The organism is Pseudomonas sp. TH41, assembly GCF_016650695.1.
Taxonomy (GTDB): domain Bacteria; phylum Pseudomonadota; class Gammaproteobacteria; order Pseudomonadales; family Pseudomonadaceae; genus Aquipseudomonas.
Window position 1 is genome coordinate 2,046,949 of the sequence record NZ_JAEKFH010000003.1, and the last position, 16,234, is coordinate 2,063,182.

Annotated in this window: 19 protein-coding genes; 14 read left to right on the plus strand and 5 right to left on the minus strand. The window is 57.9% G+C overall.

Going from position 1 to position 16,234, the window contains the following annotated elements; genetic code table 11:
- Positions 1-6 precede the first annotated feature (6 nt).
- A complete protein-coding gene (locus JFU37_RS11925) occupies positions 7-1,188 on the minus strand; it encodes an acyl-CoA dehydrogenase (protein WP_201115481.1) in 1,182 nt (393 codons plus the stop codon).
- A 157-nt stretch (positions 1,189-1,345) separates the two neighbouring features.
- Between JFU37_RS11925 and JFU37_RS11930 the strand changes: the two genes are divergently transcribed.
- The 11 genes from JFU37_RS11930 (at position 1,346) to JFU37_RS11980 (ending at position 11,479) form a co-directional block, all read left to right on the plus strand.
- Positions 1,346-2,245, plus strand: a complete 900-nt coding sequence (locus JFU37_RS11930) for a LysR family transcriptional regulator (protein ID WP_201115482.1) — start codon at positions 1,346-1,348, stop codon at positions 2,243-2,245.
- 436 nt (positions 2,246-2,681) lie between these two features.
- Positions 2,682-3,803: a Re/Si-specific NAD(P)(+) transhydrogenase subunit alpha gene (locus JFU37_RS11935; RefSeq protein WP_201115483.1), complete on the plus strand. Its 1,122-nt coding sequence runs from the start codon at positions 2,682-2,684 to the stop codon at positions 3,801-3,803.
- Positions 3,804-3,814: 11 nt separating this feature from the next.
- On the plus strand, positions 3,815-4,168 hold the full coding sequence (locus JFU37_RS11940) for an NAD(P) transhydrogenase subunit alpha (protein WP_201115484.1): 354 nt from the start codon (positions 3,815-3,817) through the stop codon (positions 4,166-4,168).
- On the plus strand, positions 4,165-5,601 hold the full coding sequence (locus JFU37_RS11945) for an NAD(P)(+) transhydrogenase (Re/Si-specific) subunit beta (RefSeq protein WP_201115485.1): 1,437 nt from the start codon (positions 4,165-4,167) through the stop codon (positions 5,599-5,601). The genes JFU37_RS11940 and JFU37_RS11945 overlap by 4 nt, the downstream gene beginning before the upstream one ends.
- A 181-nt stretch (positions 5,602-5,782) precedes the next feature.
- Positions 5,783-7,276: an acetyl-CoA hydrolase/transferase family protein gene (locus JFU37_RS11950; RefSeq protein ID WP_201115486.1), complete on the plus strand. Its 1,494-nt coding sequence runs from the start codon at positions 5,783-5,785 to the stop codon at positions 7,274-7,276.
- Between the two features lie 319 nt (positions 7,277-7,595).
- Positions 7,596-7,811 (plus strand): DUF1127 domain-containing protein, encoded by a 216-nt coding sequence (locus JFU37_RS11955; protein ID WP_046055341.1) that lies wholly within the window; start codon positions 7,596-7,598, stop codon positions 7,809-7,811.
- A gap of 258 nt (positions 7,812-8,069) precedes the next feature.
- Positions 8,070-8,279: a DUF1127 domain-containing protein gene (locus JFU37_RS11960; RefSeq protein ID WP_201115487.1), complete on the plus strand. Its 210-nt coding sequence runs from the start codon at positions 8,070-8,072 to the stop codon at positions 8,277-8,279.
- Positions 8,280-8,424: 145 nt separating this feature from the next.
- Positions 8,425-8,742 carry a DUF2388 domain-containing protein gene (locus JFU37_RS11965; protein ID WP_201115488.1) on the plus strand — a complete coding sequence of 106 codons (318 nt, stop codon included), beginning with the start codon at positions 8,425-8,427 and terminating at the stop codon, positions 8,740-8,742.
- 113 nt (positions 8,743-8,855) lie between these two features.
- Positions 8,856-9,173, plus strand: a complete 318-nt coding sequence (locus JFU37_RS11970; protein WP_201115489.1) for a DUF2388 domain-containing protein — start codon at positions 8,856-8,858, stop codon at positions 9,171-9,173.
- Positions 9,174-9,200: 27 nt separating this feature from the next.
- Positions 9,201-9,521: a DUF2388 domain-containing protein gene (locus JFU37_RS11975; protein ID WP_201115490.1), complete on the plus strand. Its 321-nt coding sequence runs from the start codon at positions 9,201-9,203 to the stop codon at positions 9,519-9,521.
- Entirely contained in the window at positions 9,518-11,479 is a 1,962-nt protein-coding gene (locus tag JFU37_RS11980) for a DUF7844 domain-containing protein (protein ID WP_201115491.1), read from the plus strand. Before JFU37_RS11975 ends, JFU37_RS11980 begins: the two co-directional genes overlap by 4 nt.
- An 86-nt stretch (positions 11,480-11,565) precedes the next feature.
- On the opposite strand, the gene JFU37_RS11985 is transcribed toward JFU37_RS11980, so the two are convergent.
- The 3 genes from JFU37_RS11985 to trpB form a co-directional block, all read right to left on the minus strand.
- Entirely contained in the window at positions 11,566-12,024 is a 459-nt protein-coding gene (locus JFU37_RS11985) for an anti-virulence regulator CigR family protein (RefSeq protein WP_201115492.1), read from the minus strand.
- A 121-nt stretch (positions 12,025-12,145) separates the two neighbouring features.
- The gene (gene trpA / locus JFU37_RS11990; protein ID WP_201115493.1) at positions 12,146-12,958 is read right to left on the minus strand and encodes a tryptophan synthase subunit alpha; all 813 of its coding nucleotides are present in this window, start codon (positions 12,956-12,958) and stop codon (positions 12,146-12,148) included.
- Entirely contained in the window at positions 12,958-14,178 is a 1,221-nt protein-coding gene (gene trpB, locus JFU37_RS11995) for a tryptophan synthase subunit beta (RefSeq protein ID WP_201115494.1), read from the minus strand. The genes trpA and trpB overlap by 1 nt, the downstream gene beginning before the upstream one ends.
- Before the next feature lie 112 nt (positions 14,179-14,290).
- Here trpB and JFU37_RS12000 point away from each other — a divergent pair, with 112 nt between their 5' ends.
- Positions 14,291-15,184 (plus strand): LysR family transcriptional regulator, encoded by an 894-nt coding sequence (locus JFU37_RS12000; RefSeq protein ID WP_201115495.1) that lies wholly within the window; start codon positions 14,291-14,293, stop codon positions 15,182-15,184.
- Here the strand turns inward: JFU37_RS12000 and JFU37_RS12005 are convergent.
- A complete protein-coding gene (locus tag JFU37_RS12005) occupies positions 15,181-15,507 on the minus strand; it encodes a DUF883 family protein (protein WP_201115496.1) in 327 nt (108 codons plus the stop codon). The two genes, JFU37_RS12000 and JFU37_RS12005, sit on opposite strands and share 4 nt — an antisense overlap.
- A gap of 155 nt (positions 15,508-15,662) precedes the next feature.
- Here JFU37_RS12005 and JFU37_RS12010 point away from each other — a divergent pair, with 155 nt between their 5' ends.
- Both JFU37_RS12010 and JFU37_RS12015 read left to right on the plus strand, forming a co-directional pair.
- The gene (locus JFU37_RS12010) at positions 15,663-15,878 is read left to right on the plus strand and encodes a dodecin (protein WP_201115497.1); all 216 of its coding nucleotides are present in this window, start codon (positions 15,663-15,665) and stop codon (positions 15,876-15,878) included.
- 123 nt (positions 15,879-16,001) lie between these two features.
- Positions 16,002-16,223, plus strand: coding sequence for a DUF1161 domain-containing protein (locus JFU37_RS12015; RefSeq protein WP_201115498.1), 222 nt, complete (start codon positions 16,002-16,004; stop codon positions 16,221-16,223).
- Positions 16,224-16,234: the final 11 nt, after the last annotated feature.

The following is a 16,234-nucleotide window of genomic DNA, read 5'->3' on the forward strand; positions in this document are numbered from 1 at the left end:
CCCCTATTAATAGAACGCCTGGATGCCGGTCTGCGCCCGACCAAGGATCAGCGCGTGGACGTCATGCGTACCCTCATAGGTATTCACCACTTCCAGGTTCACCAGATGGCGGGCAACACCGAATTCATCGGAAATACCGTTGCCACCCAGCATGTCGCGCGCCATACGAGCGATGTCCAGGGATTTGCCGCAGGAGTTGCGCTTCATCATCGAAGTGATCTCGACTGCCGCCGTCCCTTCATCTTTCATACGACCCAGGCGCAAGCAACCCTGCAATGCCATGGTGATTTCGGTCTGCATGTCGGCCAGTTTCTTCTGGATCAACTGCGTTGCGGCCAATGGGCGACCGAACTGCTGACGATCCAGGGTGTATTGGCGAGCGGTGTGCCAGCAGAATTCAGCCGCACCCAGCGCGCCCCAGGCGATGCCGTAACGTGCCGAGTTGAGACAGGTGAATGGACCTTTCAAACCACGGACATCCGGGAAGATGTTCTCTTCAGGGACAAACACGTTGTCCATCACAATCTCACCGGTGATCGATGCACGCAGACCAACCTTGCCGTGAATCGCCGGAGCGCTCAGGCCTTTCCAGCCCTTCTCCAGAACGAAGCCACGGATGTCGCCCGCATCGTCCTTGCCCCAGACCACGAACACATCGGCGATAGGGCTGTTGGTGATCCACATCTTGTTGCCAGTCAGGCTGTAGCCGCCTTCCACTTTACGTGCGCGCGTAATCATCGCGCCCGGGTCGGAGCCGTGGTCCGGCTCGGTCAGACCGAAGCAACCAATCCACTCGCCTGAGGCCAGTTTCGGCAGGTACTTCTGTTTCTGGGCTTCGGTACCGAATTCATTGATCGGCACCATCACCAACGAGGACTGCACACTCATCATCGAGCGATAGCCGGAGTCGACGCGCTCGACTTCACGAGCAATCAGGCCGTAGCTGACGTAGTTCAGGCCGCTGCCGCCGTACTGCTCAGGGATGGTTGCGCCCAGAAGGCCAACTTCACCCATCTCGCGGAAGATCGCCGGATCGGTTTTTTCATGGCGGAAAGCTTCGAGCACGCGCGGCGCGAGCTTCTGCTGAGCGAATTGCTCGGCGGTGTCGCGGATCATGCGCTCTTCTTCGGTGAGCTGTTGATCCAGCAGCAGGGGATCGATCCAGTTGAAGCTAGCTTTACCGCCCATGAGTGTGTCCTCTCGAATCGGGTCAAATAACGTGGACTGATCCTAGGCCGGGTTCGGCATTACGGCAAACGAGGATTTTGCATACTGTTGTGCTAATTTCTCACTCCGAAACATCGCGAAATAGCGTTTATGCGGTGTATTAGTGAGGTTGATGTACATGCGCAGGAAAATACCCAGCACAACCGCCCTGATTAGCTTTGAAGCGGCAGCGCGCCACGAGAGCTTTACCAAGGCCGCCCAAGAGCTTTCACTGACCCAGGGGGCAATTTGCCGACAGATCGCCAGCCTTGAAGAGTTCCTCAGCGTGGAACTGTTCCGACGCTCGCGACGTGGAGTGAAGCTGACGGAAGCCGGGCTTTCCTACAGCCGCCGGATAGCCACTCAGCTCGATGCGGTTGAGCGGGATACCTTGTCAGTGATGGGCCAGCAAGGCGCAAACGTGATCGAACTGGCGGTCGTACCAACGTTTGGCACTCAATGGCTGCTGCCACGGCTCAAGGACTTCCAGCAAAAACACCCGGAAGTGACGGTCAACCTCACAAACCGCACACGGCCCTTTCTGTTTGCCGACACTGACTTCGATGCCGCGATCTACTTCGGCGATGCGGATTGGTCGGGTACGGAATCCCACAGGCTGATGGGTGAAAATCCGATGCCCGTATGCAGCCCGAGCCTACTTGGGGGAAAGACACACCTGAGCGCCAGTGAAATCGCTGAACTCCCGCTCCTTCAACAAACCACGCGCCCCTATGCCTGGCGTCAATGGTTCAACGCTCAGAACCTTAATATCCCCCGCGACATGACAGGGCCGCGCTACGAGCTATTCTCCATGCTGTCCCAAGCGGCCATGCACGACATGGGGATTGCGTTGATTCCACCGTTTCTGATTCAACGTGAGCTAGCCGAGAAGCGCCTGGTGGTCGCCAACCCTCAGGCACTCTCCAGCATCAAGGCTTATTACCTGATGATTCCCGAGAGAAAGGTCGAATCGGCCTCGCTGAAGGCATTTCGGGACTGGCTGATCTATCAGGCACACAGCTACAACCTAGAAGGTTAAAGGCTTCAGCCTTTTAGTTGACCTCGTAGTCAGAATAATAAAAGCCCTACAGATATAACTATATGTCGCATATTCGCAGACTGTACAGATAGGGAGTACAAACGTCCCACAAGCGCCTGAAGACGTGGCTTTAAGCCTCTACTTCAGCGAAATAACGCTTCATTCACCGTAACGATTTGTAATTTATGAAAATTTGCCAAAACCCCCTACAAGTCACGGTGTGCAAGGGTTTGAGCCGGTTAGTTGCGACATTCGGTCACGGGGTGACTTGTAGTTAATTTTCCGTCACCCGTCATAATCCCTTGTAAGGGCACAAAGTTCGCCTGCAAAATGCCCCGCCCCGCCCTGATTTAGCGGGATCGTGCTGATCGGCCGCCCCAGCCGCACCATCCGTAGTGCCTGGGTTTACTCAATAAGATCACGCAGGAGATTTGACGTGCACATTGGTGTTCCTCTCGAAACCCAGACGGGTGAAACACGGGTTGCTGCAACCCCGGAAACCATCAAGAAGCTGATCGGCCAGGGTCATAAGGTCACTGTGCAAAGCGGCGCCGGCATCAATGCCAGTGTTGTCGACAGTGCTTATGAAGCGGCAGGCGCAACCATTGGCAGCGCCAATGATGCGTTTGGTGCCGAGCTGATTCTCAAGGTGGTCGCCCCCAGCGACAGCGAGCTGACGTTGATAAAGAGCGGCACCGTTGTGGTGGGCATGCTCAACCCGTTCAGCAATGAAACCATTGCCAAGCTGGCCGAGTGCGGCATTACCGCGTTCGCCCTGGAAGCTGCGCCACGCACCTCCCGCGCCCAAAGCCTGGATGTGCTGTCGTCTCAGGCGAACATCGCCGGCTATAAGGCCGTATTGCTGGCCGCTCACCATTATCCGCGCTTCATGCCGATGCTGATGACCGCTGCGGGAACCGTGAAAGCGGCGCGCGTGCTGATTCTTGGCGCTGGCGTGGCCGGTTTGCAGGCGATTGCTACGGCGAAACGTCTGGGTGCAGTGATCGAAGCGTCTGACGTGCGGCCTGCCGTTAAAGAGCAGATCGAATCCCTGGGCGCCAAGTTCGTCGACGTGCCTTACGAGACCGATGAAGAACGCGAATGCGCCGTCGGTGTCGGCGGTTACGCGCGACCAATGCCGGCCAGCTGGATGCAACGTCAGGCCCTGGCCGTACACGAGCGCGCCAAGCAGGCTGACATCGTCATCACCACCGCACTGATCCCGGGCCGCAAGGCACCGACGCTGCTGAGCGCGGAAACCGTGGCGCAGATGAAGCCAGGCTCGGTGGTCATCGACCTCGCCGCAGCCCAAGGCGGCAATTGCCCGTTGACCGTTGCGGATCAGGTGGTGGTCGAGAATGGCGTGACCATTTGCGGCCCGACCAACCTTGCCGGCGCGGTCGCGGCAGACGCTTCGGCACTGTATGCACGCAACCTGCTGGACTTCATGAAACTGTTGTTCGATAAAGAAGGACAACTGGTGATCAACCTTGAAGACGATATCGTCGCCGCGTGCCTGATGTGCCGCGACGGCCAGATCGTGCGCAAGAACGGCTGAGGATAAAAACAATGGAAGACATGCTGATCTCTCACGGTATCTACAACCTGATCATCTTCGTACTGGCCATCTATGTCGGCTACCACGTGGTCTGGAACGTGACACCTGCACTGCACACACCGCTGATGGCTGTCACCAACGCCATCTCGGCCATCGTGATCGTCGGCGCCATGCTCGCCGCCGCCCTCACCGTAACCCCGCTGGGCAAGACCATGGGCACCCTGGCCGTGGCCCTGGCCGCGGTCAACGTATTTGGTGGCTTCCTGGTGACCCGGCGCATGCTGGAAATGTTCAAGAAGAAAGCGGCTCCAGCAAAAGCTCAGGCAGCCAAAGCCGCAGTCAAGGCTGAGGTGCAGCAAGCATGAGCATGAACCTGGTTACTTCCCTGTATTTGATCGCCTCGGTCTGCTTCATCCAGGCGCTCAAGGGCCTCTCGCACCCAACCACGTCGCGTCGCGGCAACCTGTTCGGCATGCTCGGCATGGGCCTGGCGATCCTTACCACGGTCGGCCTGATCTACAAGCTCGGTGCCGAGCTGGCCCATGACGGTATCGTCTACGTGATCGTCGGCCTGCTGATCGGCGGCACTGTCGGTTCGATCATGGCCAAACGCGTTGAAATGACCAAGATGCCCGAGCTCGTCGCCTTCATGCACAGCATGATCGGCCTGGCAGCTGTGTTCATCGCCGTGGCTGCCGTGGTGGAGCCACAGTCGCTGGGCATCGTCCAGCAACTCGGTGACGCGATCCCGGCCGGTAACCGTCTGGAACTGTTCCTCGGTGCAGCCATCGGTGCGATCACATTCTCCGGCTCTGTCATCGCCTTCGGCAAACTGGCGGGCAAGTACAAGTTCCGCCTGTTCCAAGGCGCGCCCGTACAGTTTGGCGGCCAGCATAAGCTGAACCTGCTGCTGGGCCTGGCGACACTGGCATTGGGCGTGACCTTCATGCTGACCGGCGACCTCAATGCCTTCGCGCTGATGCTGGCCCTGGCCTTCGTGCTGGGCGTGCTGATCATCATCCCGATCGGTGGCGCAGACATGCCAGTGGTTGTGTCGATGCTCAATAGCTACTCCGGCTGGGCAGCGGCAGGTATCGGTTTCTCGCTAAACAACGCGATGCTGATTATCGCGGGCTCCCTGGTGGGTTCGTCCGGTGCAATCCTCTCGTACATCATGTGCAAGGCGATGAACCGTTCGTTCTTCAACGTCCTGCTTGGTGGCTTTGGCAACACGACGGATGCGGCCGGCCCTGCTGGCTCGAAAGAAGCCCGCCCGGTGAAATCCGGTTCGGCTGACGATGCCACCTTCCTGCTGACCAACGCCGACACCGTGATCATCGTCCCGGGTTACGGCCTGGCAGTGGCGCGGGCGCAGCATGCGCTGAAGGAGCTGACCGAGAAGCTGACCCACCGCGGCGTGACCGTGAAGTACGCGATCCACCCGGTTGCCGGTCGGATGCCTGGCCACATGAACGTGTTGCTGGCCGAGGCCGAAGTGCCTTACGACCAGGTGTTCGAGATGGAAGACATCAACTCCGAGTTCGGTCAGGCCGACGTGGTGCTGGTACTCGGCGCCAACGACGTGGTCAACCCGGCCGCGAAGAACGATCCGAAATCACCGATTGCCGGCATGCCGATTCTCGAAGCGTTCAAGGCCAAGACCATCATCGTCAACAAGCGCTCAATGGCCAGCGGCTATGCCGGTCTGGATAACGAACTGTTTTACCTGGATAAAACCATGATGGTCTTCGGCGACGCCAAGAAGGTCATCGAAGACATGGTTAAAGCCGTCGAGTAAAACCCGCACACGCAGCAATACCTAAACCCCAGCCTTTAGCAGGCTGGGGTTTTTTATTGCCCGCGAAAAAACCGACAAAAGGCTCTAAATCAGGGGTTGGCATTCGACCATGGTAGCGGGAGGATTTTTTTTGAAATCACTAAACTGCGTACCTTGCTTCCGTTGCCCGAGATAACAATCCATGTACCGTGATCGTATTCGTTTGCCTTCGTTGTTGGATAAGGTGATGAGCGCCGCTGACGCTGCCGCTTTGATTGAGGACGGCATGACCGTCGGCATGAGTGGTTTCACTCGCGCCGGCGAAGCCAAAGCCGTGCCCCATGCATTGGCCGAACGCGCCAAAATCACCCCACTGAAAATCACCTTGATGACCGGCGCGAGCCTGGGCAACGACCTCGATAAACAGCTCACTGAAGCCGGCGTACTGTCGCGGCGCATGCCGTTCCAGGTTGATAGCACCTTGCGCAAGGCAATCAACGCCGGCGAAGTGATGTTCATCGACCAGCATCTCTCGGAAACCGTCGAGCAACTGCGCAACCAGCAACTCAAACTGCCGGACATTGCGGTGATTGAAGCCGTAGCGATCACCGAGCAAGGTCACATTGTGCCGACCACTTCAGTTGGCAACTCGGCCAGCTTCGCGATTTTCGCCAAACATGTGATCGTCGAGATCAATCTGGCGCATAACCCGAATCTCGAAGGTCTGCACGACATCTATATCCCGACTTACCGTCCGACCCGCACGCCTATCCCACTGGTCAAGGTCGATGACCGTATCGGTAGCACCGCCATCCCGATCCCACCGGAAAAGATTGTTGCGATCGTGATCACCAATCAACCCGACTCGCCATCCACTGTGCTGCCGCCAGACGTCGAGACCCAGGCCATTGCCGACCACCTGATCGACTTCTTCAAACAGGAAGTGGCGGCTGGGCGCATGACCAACAAGCTCGGCCCGTTGCAAGCCGGTATCGGCACCATCGCCAACTCGGTGATGTGCGGCCTGATCGACTCGCCGTTCGAAGACCTGACGATGTACTCCGAAGTGCTCCAGGACTCGACCTTCGACCTGATCGACGCGGGCAAGCTGAGCTTCGCGTCGGGCAGTTCGATCACCTTGTCGGCCCGTCGCAATACTGACGTCTTCGGCAATCTGGAACGCTATAAGGACAAGCTGGTCCTGCGTCCGCAAGAAATCTCCAACCATCCGGAAGTGGTGCGCCGGCTCGGCATCATCGGTATCAATACGGCGCTGGAGTTCGACCTGTACGGCAACGTCAACTCCACGCACGTCTGCGGTACACGGATGATGAATGGTATCGGCGGCTCGGGCGACTTTGCGCGCAACGCGCATCTGGCGATCTTCGTCACCAAATCAATCGCCAAAGGTGGCGCGATCTCCAGTGTGGTGCCGATGGTCAGCCACGTCGATCACACGGAACATGACGTCGACATCCTCGTCACCGAGATAGGTCTGGCAGACTTACGTGGACTCGCGCCGCGGGAACGGGCTCGCGTCATCATCGACAACTGTGTACACCCGGATTACCGCCAGGCCCTGGATGATTACTTCACAGCCGCTTGCGCCATCGGCGGGCACACGCCTCATATCCTTCGTGATGCCCTGAGCTGGCACATGAACCTGGAAGAAACCGGGCGCATGCTTGCCGTGTAATTGATACAGATAGCAGCTGACGCAAACACAGTTTCGTCAGCTGGCTATTGCGGTGTTATTTTCTGTTGAAAACTGTACTGCTGTACCGGTCATTTCCTACTGCAATCTCCTACCTTTTTGGAAGAAATCGCCATAAACGCACCATATAGGTGCAGACAGGTACAGTTGCCTCAATTTAGACCAGTACACCCCCTGTTAACAGTTAACTGGTCCCTCACAATACAGGTGAACTGTATCTAGAGAGACTGGCCAAACGAGAGGATCATGGGCACCAGTTAAACCACTACCTAATCCCGCCATAAGCGGAAGGATGTCAACCATGGAACGTACACTCAGTTCCGAGCTGTTCTTCGAAGACAACGCTGCAAAAACCCAGGCTTCCACGCCTCTTCGCGTTCTCGCCAACCTGATGTTGTGGCAGCGCCGCATCTCCAGCCGCCATCAACTGGCTCGTTTGGATTCGCGTCTGCTGGCTGATGCCGGGATTAGCGAAGCACAACGCTACGAAGAGCTGAGCAAGCCGTTCTGGCGCTAAGTTAGCGTCGCTGGCTCCGACCTGTAGGGTCCACCGCCAGCAACCCGAATTGAAAAAACAAAACCCGTCGTGGGAAACCACGACGGGTTTTGTCGTTTTGGGGCTCCAAAGACGCCCACACAATAGTGCTAACAACAGACAAGCACAGTTTGATTTTATATTAATCTGCACCAGTACAATTATGCCGCAGTGTATCTGTCGCGAAAGTCCGGCCAGGGCCAACATGAATTCCCACCTGCCAGCAAAAGGACTGCGACCATGAAACATTTACTGGAAATTTCCGTTTCCACGCCTCAATCGAAACCTCGTTTGGGCTGGCTTCGCGGATTGCCAAGAGCACTCGTCGACAGCCTGGAAAGGGCTAGAACCCGACGATTGCTGGGCCAGCTCAATGACCAGCAACTTTCAGATCTGGGCATCAGCTACGCGGACCGTGTCAACGAACTGGACAAGCCCTTTTGGCGCTAGCGCCCTATTGGCACAGACGGGACTGTTCGAACCCTTACGCGCAGGCCTAAAATCAAACCAGAACGTGGCGAACACCTCGCGATAGGCGTCTGATCCATCAGATACCTCGTCACCTCTTACTTGGTTTATTAAAAGGAGTTACACCATGTCCCGACTTCGTCTGCTCAGCACTGCAGCCCTGCTTGCCGTGGCTGCCAATTCCCACGCCAGCAGCTTTATTGTGACCACCGATACCGTCGTCGACGCACTCAAGGCCACTTCCGATGCGACCTCCAATGTCACATCGTCCTTTCGCGATAACAAGATCGTGCGCGCTGCCCGTGACGACGCCGCCAGCTTCGTCGCCAGCGAAGGCGCGATTCGTGGCGTGAAACTGGAAAGCGCACTCGACTACATTCGCCACCAGGCCCCGCAGTTGAACGCGACGGATGCCCAACTCGCACAAGCCATTCTGACTATCTAAGCTAAGCAACATTTACTGACAGGGGACACGCCTGCAGTGTCCCCATGTTTCGACGCTGGCTCTAGGCCGGGGGTTGCGCTAGCCTTGCAGCTCGCTTTCAGCTATCGAGTCTCATGCGTTTTCTTTCAAGTCTATTGATCGCTCCGGTATTCATAACGGCCTGTTGGGCGGGTTCAGCCCATGCCTACGATGCCTTCAACCTTTCTACGCAGGGCATCGTGGCCACCGGCTACGCCACAAGCATGGTGACCTCCGCCCCCTTCGACCATAAACTGCTGCTCGCCGCTCAGGACGACGCGGCAGCTTTCATTGCCAGCGACGGCCAACTGAGAGGGGCGCAACTGGAATCCGCACTTGTTTTCCTGCGTCGAACTCAGCCAAAACTTCATGCAAGCGACCTTGAACTGGCGCAAGCAATTCTCGTCCAATAGTTATCCTCGTTCCTCCGGAGTCGTTCCATGCGTAACCCACTGATTGCTGCCACCCTAGGCCTGCTATTGCTGGCCGACGTGGCCCAGGCGCACACCCTGGAAGCCACCAGTAACATGATCATTCGTGCCACCCAGCGCACACTCGATTTCACTTCCGACACCACCACCTCTATCCGTGATTCGAAAATCATCCGTGAAGCCCACGACGATGCCGCCAGTTTCGTCGCCAGCGACGGCGATATTCGTGGTGCGCACCTGGAAGCAGCCCTCAACACGTTGCGCACCCGCGTGCCCGAAGCGCGTGACGCCAGTGACCAAGTGCTTGCCGAAGCCATCCTCGCACTGTGAAGTCTCCAGGCGCCTGGTTACTGGCCGCGGTCATGTTGCTCTTTGGCAATCCGGCCCAGGCCAGCCTGCAATTACAACTCAAGACCGACGGTCTGAGTCCCGCGCAACAGCAGGCTAGCCAGGCGTTGCTCGATGAAGCCATGCAGGCGCTGCCGCCACGGTTCATCGAGCAACTCGACCGCCGCATCGACGTCGGCTGGACCGATGACATGCCTAGCAACGCCTATGGGCAGGCGTCGTTGGTCTTCGAACTCGACCTGAATCGCAACTTGCTCGCCAGCCTCACCGATGGTAGCGCCGCAACCAAAAAGACCAATCGCCCCCATGGCACCGTCCGCCAGGAAATGCTCGCCACGGTGTTGCATGAACTCACCCACATTTATGACCGCTCGCGCCTGTGGCCAGGCGCGGAGCGCAAGCTGATTCGGCGCTGTACCCAGCGCAACAGCAGCTCAGGGCTGGTCGGCATTCCCGATCAATGTCGCGGCCAGACCGATCGACGCTTCACGCTGAGCGACGATCCGCGCCTGCTTGATCTCGCCGGCTGGCAGCAATACGTCGGCCGTCGTGGCGAGCGCGAACAGCACAACCGACAGATTGCCCGCAGCCCTGACCTCTACGAAACGACCAATCCCAAGGAGTTCGTTGCGGTCAACATGGAGTATTTTCTCCTCGACCCGAGCTACGCCTGTCGTCGTCCTGCGCTGTACCGCTACTACAAAGAACATTTCGGCTGGGCTCCCGCCGCCAAAGCCACTTGCAGCAAATCCTTCGCGTTCCTTAATGCAGGCAACGACTTCGCCAAACAACCTTTGGGCCAGGTCGATCCGGAGCGCGTTTACGCCGTCGACTATTTGCTGGCTGAAGCCAATCAGAACTGGGTCAGCCGTTGGGGTCACAGCATGTTGCGACTGGTGATCTGTGCCCCTGGCCGACCACGTGGGCCCGATTGCCGACTGGATCTGGATCAGCACCTGGTGTTGTCCTACCGGGCCTTTGTCGGTGACGTACAGCTGTCGAGCTGGGACGGGCTGGTGGGTAAATACCCGTCGCGTCTGTTTGTACTGCCGCTGTCTCAAGTGATCGACGAGTACACCAAGACCGAACTGCGCAGCCTGGCCTCGGTGCCGCTGAACCTCTCGCGCAGCGAGATCGAAGATGTCGTGGAACATGCCGCCGAGATGCATTGGAGTTACGACGGCAACTATTTCTTCCTGTCCAACAACTGTGCAGTAGAAGAACTGAAACTGTTGCGCAGCGGCACCAACAATGCGCAACTGGTCGGTCTGGACAGCATCATGCCCAATGGCTTGCTGGAAGTGCTTAAGGGACGGGGGATGGCGGACACCAGCGTGCTGGACGATCCTCGAGAGGCGCTGCGTCTGGGCTATCGCTTCGACTCTTTCCGCGATCGCTACCAAGCCATGTTCGAAGTGCTGAAGAAGCATTTACCGATCAAACAGGAAACCGTCGAAGACTGGTTGGCATTAAAAGCCGAAGAACGGCGCAAGTGGTTCGACCAGGCAGACTTGCGCACCAGCGCCGCACTGCTGCTATTGGAGCAGGCCGCCTTCCGTCAACAGTTGTTGCTGGCCCAGGACGAAGTCAAACAGCGCTATCTGGGCGCTCGGGAATTGAAGAACGGCGGCATGGACAAGGCCAACGCGACCTTGCAACAGATTCTCGCCAATAGTGGCTTCCTCAGCCGTCCGGCAGAGTTGCTCGGCCCCGGTGGTTATGGCTTGCCGCAGCCCAGCGAATGGCAGCATCTGGAATCGGAAAGCAGCCTGCGACAGAAACAACTTCAGGCGCTGACCGGCGACCTGGACAAGGAAGTCAGAGCGTTGCTCGAACCGAGCCGTGCTGCCGAGATGGCAGCCAATGAAGCCAACCTGAAGCAGGTGGGTGAACATTTGAGGAAGTTGCATAAAGCAGCGGGTGGGTTGGAGTTACCCTGAACATCAAAAGATCGCAGCCTTCGGCAGCTCCTACATTGGGCTGCGATCTTTTTCATGGCGCTACGCCGATGTAGCTCGATCAACCATCACAAAACCCCATCCAGAATTTCATAAACAATCCCGGTTCCTATGGCGATCAGCACAATGTCGCCTCCCGCGCGGCGCCATTCGTAACCCTGGTAATACGGCAGATGCGACAGAGCGCGGTTATCCAGACGCTCGCCATAATAGCCGTGAGGCATTGGTCGGCCACGCTCCAGACGAATACCTGGCGGTGGCGGCGCACCGCGTACGAAATAACCGTGATTATCATGAATAGTCTGGCGAACGGGGCCGAAGTCCCGTGGCGGAGGTCCGCCGCGATGATTGTCCTGCGGACCACGGTGGTCATCACCATGATTGTTGTTGCCGTGATTATCGTACTGGCCCTGCTGCGGGCCGCCGTGGTCGTGATCGTCGCGTTGGTCGGCACTTGCGTGCAGCAACGGGGTTGCACTCAGCATCAGTACACCCAGGCTGGCAATCAGACGTTTCGGCATTTTCATCGGGTCTTTCCTCACTGCACATACAGCAAAAAGGGCTTCAGAACGTAGTTCTGAAGCCCTCGGTCTTACTGTTTAGTCTGCACGGCGTGGCGCTAATTCCTCTGTATCAAGAACTTTACCTTCAGCTGACTCGCGCCTGACGCACACCCTCAGCCAGCGCCGAGCAAAGACTCAGCACGCCATCGATCGCCTGGTCCGGTGTCGAGGCATTGGCGATGTGATCGATCAGGGCAGAACCCACCACTACACCGTCGGCCAGACGTGCAATGGACGCTGCTTGCTCGGGTGTGCGAATGCCAAAACCGATGCTGATTGGCAAATCGGTGTGGCGACGCAGTCGGGCGACCGCTTCTTCGACGTGCTCCAGCGTCGCCGCGCCGGCACCGGTCACACCGGCTACCGACACGTAGTAAACAAAGCCGGAGCTGCCGTTCAACACGGTTGGCAGGCGCACGTCGTCGGTGGTCGGCGTGGTAAGACGAATGAAGTCGATACCCGCAGCCTGAGCCGGGTCGCACAGTTCGCCGTTATGTTCAGGCGGCATGTCGACCACGATCAGGCCATCAACACCGGCCTCTTTGGCGTCAGCAATGAAACGCGGCACACCGTACATATGGATCGGGTTGAAGTAACCCATCAACACCAGCGGCGTCTCGGTATTGCCTTCACGGAACTCGCGAACCATTTGCAGGGTTTTCGCAAGGTTCTGCTTGGCCCCCAGTGCGCGGATGTTGGCTAACTGAATCGCCGGGCCATCGGCCATCGGATCGGTGAAGGGCATGCCCAGCTCAATCACATCGGCACCAGCACCGGGCAAGCCTTTGAGGATTGCCAGGGAGGTGTCGTAGCTCGGGTCGCCAGCGGTCACGAAGGTCACCAGGGCGGCGCGATTCTGTTCCTTGAGTTCTGTAAAACGCGTTTGCAGGCGGCTCATCAGTGTTTCTCCTGCTGGGATTGTTCCATGTGGTGCATCACGGTTTGCATGTCTTTGTCGCCACGGCCGGACAAGTTGACCACCATCAGGTGATCTTTCGGCAGGGTTGGGGCGCGCTTGAATACTTCGGCCAAGGCATGGGCGCTTTCCAGCGCAGGAATAATCCCTTCCAGGCGGCAGCACTTGTGGAACGCGTCGAGGGCTTCGTCGTCGGTCACCGAGGTGTACTGAACGCGGCCGATGTCATGCAACCAGGCATGTTCCGGGCCGATGCCAGGATAATCGAGGCCAGCGGAGATCGAGTGGGCGTCAATGATCTGGCCGTCATCGTCCTGCAACAGGAAGGTGCGGTTGCCGTGCAGCACGCCCGGGACGCCGCCATTCAGGCTGGCCGCGTGCTTGCCGGTTTCGATGCCGTAACCGGCGGCTTCAACGCCGATGATCTCGACACTTTTGTCATCGAGGAACGGGTGAAACAGGCCCATGGCATTGGAACCGCCGCCGATGCACGCCACGAGACTGTCTGGCAGACGGCCTTCCTGGGCTTGCAGCTGGGTACGGGTTTCCTTGCCAATAACGGCCTGGAAGTCGCGAACCATGGCGGGATAAGGGTGCGGGCCGGCCACGGTGCCGATCAGATAGAACGTGCTGTCGACGTTGGTCACCCAGTCACGCAAGGCTTCGTTCATCGCATCTTTCAGAGTACCGGTGCCAGCGACCACCGGGATTACTTCCGCGCCCAACAGCTTCATGCGGAACACGTTGGCTTGCTGACGTTCGATGTCAGTGGTGCCCATGTAGATCACACAGTCGAGGCCAAACCGCGCCGCCACGGTAGCTGTTGCCACGCCGTGCATGCCAGCGCCGGTTTCGGCGATGATGCGTTTCTTGCCCATGCGCCGCGCCAACAGGATCTGGCCGATGCAGTTGTTGATCTTGTGCGCGCCGGTGTGGTTCAGCTCTTCGCGTTTAAGGTAAATCTTCGCGCCGCCACAGAACTCGGTCAGTCGTTCAGCGTAGTAGAGAGGGCTTGGACGACCGACGTAGTCGCGCTGGAAGTAGGCCAATTCTTCTTTAAAGGCGGGATCTTCCTTGGCCAATTCGTATTCACGGGCCAGGTCGAGAACCAACGGCATCAGTGTTTCGGCGACGTAGCGGCCGCCGAACGAACCGAACATGCCGTTGGTGTCGGGGCCGGTGCGCAGAGTTGTCTGGGTCATGGGTCGCTCCAGTTGAATGCGTGAGATGACAATGGGGTCCACTCTACCCCTGACGTCTTGAGCTGAAAACCGATAAGATCGCCACAACCTGTCAGGAAAACTCACAGATACCATGAGCCATGACCTTCCTCCTCTGAACGCCCTCCGGGCCTTCGAAGCCACTGCCCGCCTGAACAGCGTCAGTCAGGCTGCCGAGCAATTGCACGTCACCCATGGGGCGGTCAGCCGGCAATTGAAGGTGCTGGAAGAACACCTTGGCGTGAGCCTGTTCATCAAGGATGGACGTGGCCTTAAACTCACAGATGCCGGCGTTCGTTTGCGCGATGTCAGCGGTGAAGCTTTTGAGCGTTTGCGCACGGTCTGCGCCGAACTGACTCAAAGCACCGCCGATGCGCCGTTCGTACTCGGCTGCTCGGGAAGCCTGCTGGCGCGTTGGTTTATCCCCCGTTTGGGGCGTTTGAACGCGGATCTGCCGGATTTGCGCCTGCACCTGTCGGCTGGCGAAGGCGATCTTGACCCGCGCAAACCCGGTCTGGACGCATTACTAGTGTTTGCCGAGCCGCCATGGCCCGCGGACATGCAAGTCTACGAACTGGCAAGCGAGCGAATCGGCCCGGTCATGAGCCCTCGATTCGCCGGTTACGCACGGTTGATGAACGCACCTACAAACGCGTTGTTGACCGAGCCCTTGCTGCACACCACCTCACGACCGCAAGCGTGGCCCAGCTGGGCACAGCAAAGCGGTCTCGACGCCAAGGCGTTGAAGTTCGGTCAGGGTTTCGAGCATTTGTATTACTTGCTGGAAGCCGCGGTGGCGGGGCTGGGTGTGGCCATTGCGCCAGAGCCGCTGGTGGCCGAAGACTTGAAAGCCGGTCGCCTGGTTGCGCCATGGGGTTTCAGTGAAACCCCGGCGCAACTGGCGTTATGGCTACCCAAGCGCGCCGCAGACGGGCGCGCTCGGCAATTGGCGCAGTGGCTCAAGAATGAGCTGCGCCAGGGGTATTAGTCGTCGCGTTTGCACAGCAGGTAGGCCGCAAGGAGGCCCAGTGCACCGACAGCGACACCGGCTGTCGTCCAAGGGTGATCCTGGGCGTAGTCCCGAGTGGCAATCCCGGTTTCTCGTGTTTTGACTTTGACTTCTTCGTACGCATCGCTGAGCAGATGGCGCGAATGCTTCAGCGCGTTCTCGGCGTTAGCCTTCAAGGCTTTCAGGGTTTTACGCGACTCGTCCGAGGCGTCGTCCTTCAAGTTTTCCAAAGATTTCAGCAGACTCTCGATCTCGGCTTCCATGCTTTGCAATGAGGCTTTACGTAAAGAGGTGTTGGCCATGGTGGCTCTCCTGCATTGATTGAGTTGCGTGTGTTGGTTGGGACTTCAGGGGTTCGAGAAAGTGCAGTAAATCTGAACGTCGCTGCGGGATTCACCGACCGAAGTAATCCGAAAAATCACTGCTAGGCTGTATTTCACACCCTAAGGAGAACGCCATGACTGACCATCACACCTACAAAAAAGTCGAGCTGGTCGGCTCGTCCACCACCAGCATTGAAGATGCCATCAACAATGCTCTGGCCGAAGCCAGCAAAAGCATCAAGCACCTGGAATGGTTTGAGGTGACCGAAACCCGCGGTCACATCAGGGACGGCAAGGCCGCCCATTTTCAGGTGACCCTCAAAGTAGGGTTCCGGATTGCCAGCAGCTGAGTTTGGGCTAGTCTTCTGAACTTGCGCGCTGGCCGAGTGCCATAGAAATGGCAATGCGCTACATGAGCGCACCCGGCTGACGGCTGGATGTTTCCCATTTGACCCGACCAGGGAATGCGACCGATGAAGAAGTTTATTTTGGCGGTAGGTTTGTTAAGCCTTGCGGGTACAGCCTTTGCTGCCGGCAAGCCTTGCGAAGAATTGAAAGCAGAAATTGCTGCGAAGCTGGATGCCAAGGGCATTTCCGGTTATTCACTGGAAATAGTCGACAGGGGCGCGGCAGCTGGCGGGAAAATCGTCGGTAAATGTGAAAACGGCGCCAAGATCATCGTTTACAAGAAGTAGGCTGATGCTGA

Coding starts and splice junctions, on each gene's coding strand:
- JFU37_RS11925 (WP_201115481.1), bottom strand. CDS start 1,188: ATGGGCGGTAAAGCTAGCTTCAACTGGATCGATCCCCTGCTGCTGGAT.
- JFU37_RS11930 (WP_201115482.1), top strand. CDS start 1,346: ATGCGCAGGAAAATACCCAGCACAACCGCCCTGATTAGCTTTGAAGCG.
- JFU37_RS11940 (WP_201115484.1), top strand. CDS start 3,815: ATGGAAGACATGCTGATCTCTCACGGTATCTACAACCTGATCATCTTC.
- JFU37_RS11945 (WP_201115485.1), top strand. CDS start 4,165: ATGAGCATGAACCTGGTTACTTCCCTGTATTTGATCGCCTCGGTCTGC.
- JFU37_RS11950 (WP_201115486.1), top strand. CDS start 5,783: ATGTACCGTGATCGTATTCGTTTGCCTTCGTTGTTGGATAAGGTGATG.
- JFU37_RS11955 (WP_046055341.1), top strand. CDS start 7,596: ATGGAACGTACACTCAGTTCCGAGCTGTTCTTCGAAGACAACGCTGCA.
- JFU37_RS11960 (WP_201115487.1), top strand. CDS start 8,070: ATGAAACATTTACTGGAAATTTCCGTTTCCACGCCTCAATCGAAACCT.
- JFU37_RS11965 (WP_201115488.1), top strand. CDS start 8,425: ATGTCCCGACTTCGTCTGCTCAGCACTGCAGCCCTGCTTGCCGTGGCT.
- JFU37_RS11970 (WP_201115489.1), top strand. CDS start 8,856: ATGCGTTTTCTTTCAAGTCTATTGATCGCTCCGGTATTCATAACGGCC.
- JFU37_RS11975 (WP_201115490.1), top strand. CDS start 9,201: ATGCGTAACCCACTGATTGCTGCCACCCTAGGCCTGCTATTGCTGGCC.
- JFU37_RS11985 (WP_201115492.1), bottom strand. CDS start 12,024: ATGAAAATGCCGAAACGTCTGATTGCCAGCCTGGGTGTACTGATGCTG.
- trpA (WP_201115493.1), bottom strand. CDS start 12,958: ATGAGCCGCCTGCAAACGCGTTTTACAGAACTCAAGGAACAGAATCGC.
- trpB (WP_201115494.1), bottom strand. CDS start 14,178: ATGACCCAGACAACTCTGCGCACCGGCCCCGACACCAACGGCATGTTC.
- JFU37_RS12000 (WP_201115495.1), top strand. CDS start 14,291: ATGAGCCATGACCTTCCTCCTCTGAACGCCCTCCGGGCCTTCGAAGCC.
- JFU37_RS12005 (WP_201115496.1), bottom strand. CDS start 15,507: ATGGCCAACACCTCTTTACGTAAAGCCTCATTGCAAAGCATGGAAGCC.
- JFU37_RS12010 (WP_201115497.1), top strand. CDS start 15,663: ATGACTGACCATCACACCTACAAAAAAGTCGAGCTGGTCGGCTCGTCC.
- JFU37_RS12015 (WP_201115498.1), top strand. CDS start 16,002: ATGAAGAAGTTTATTTTGGCGGTAGGTTTGTTAAGCCTTGCGGGTACA.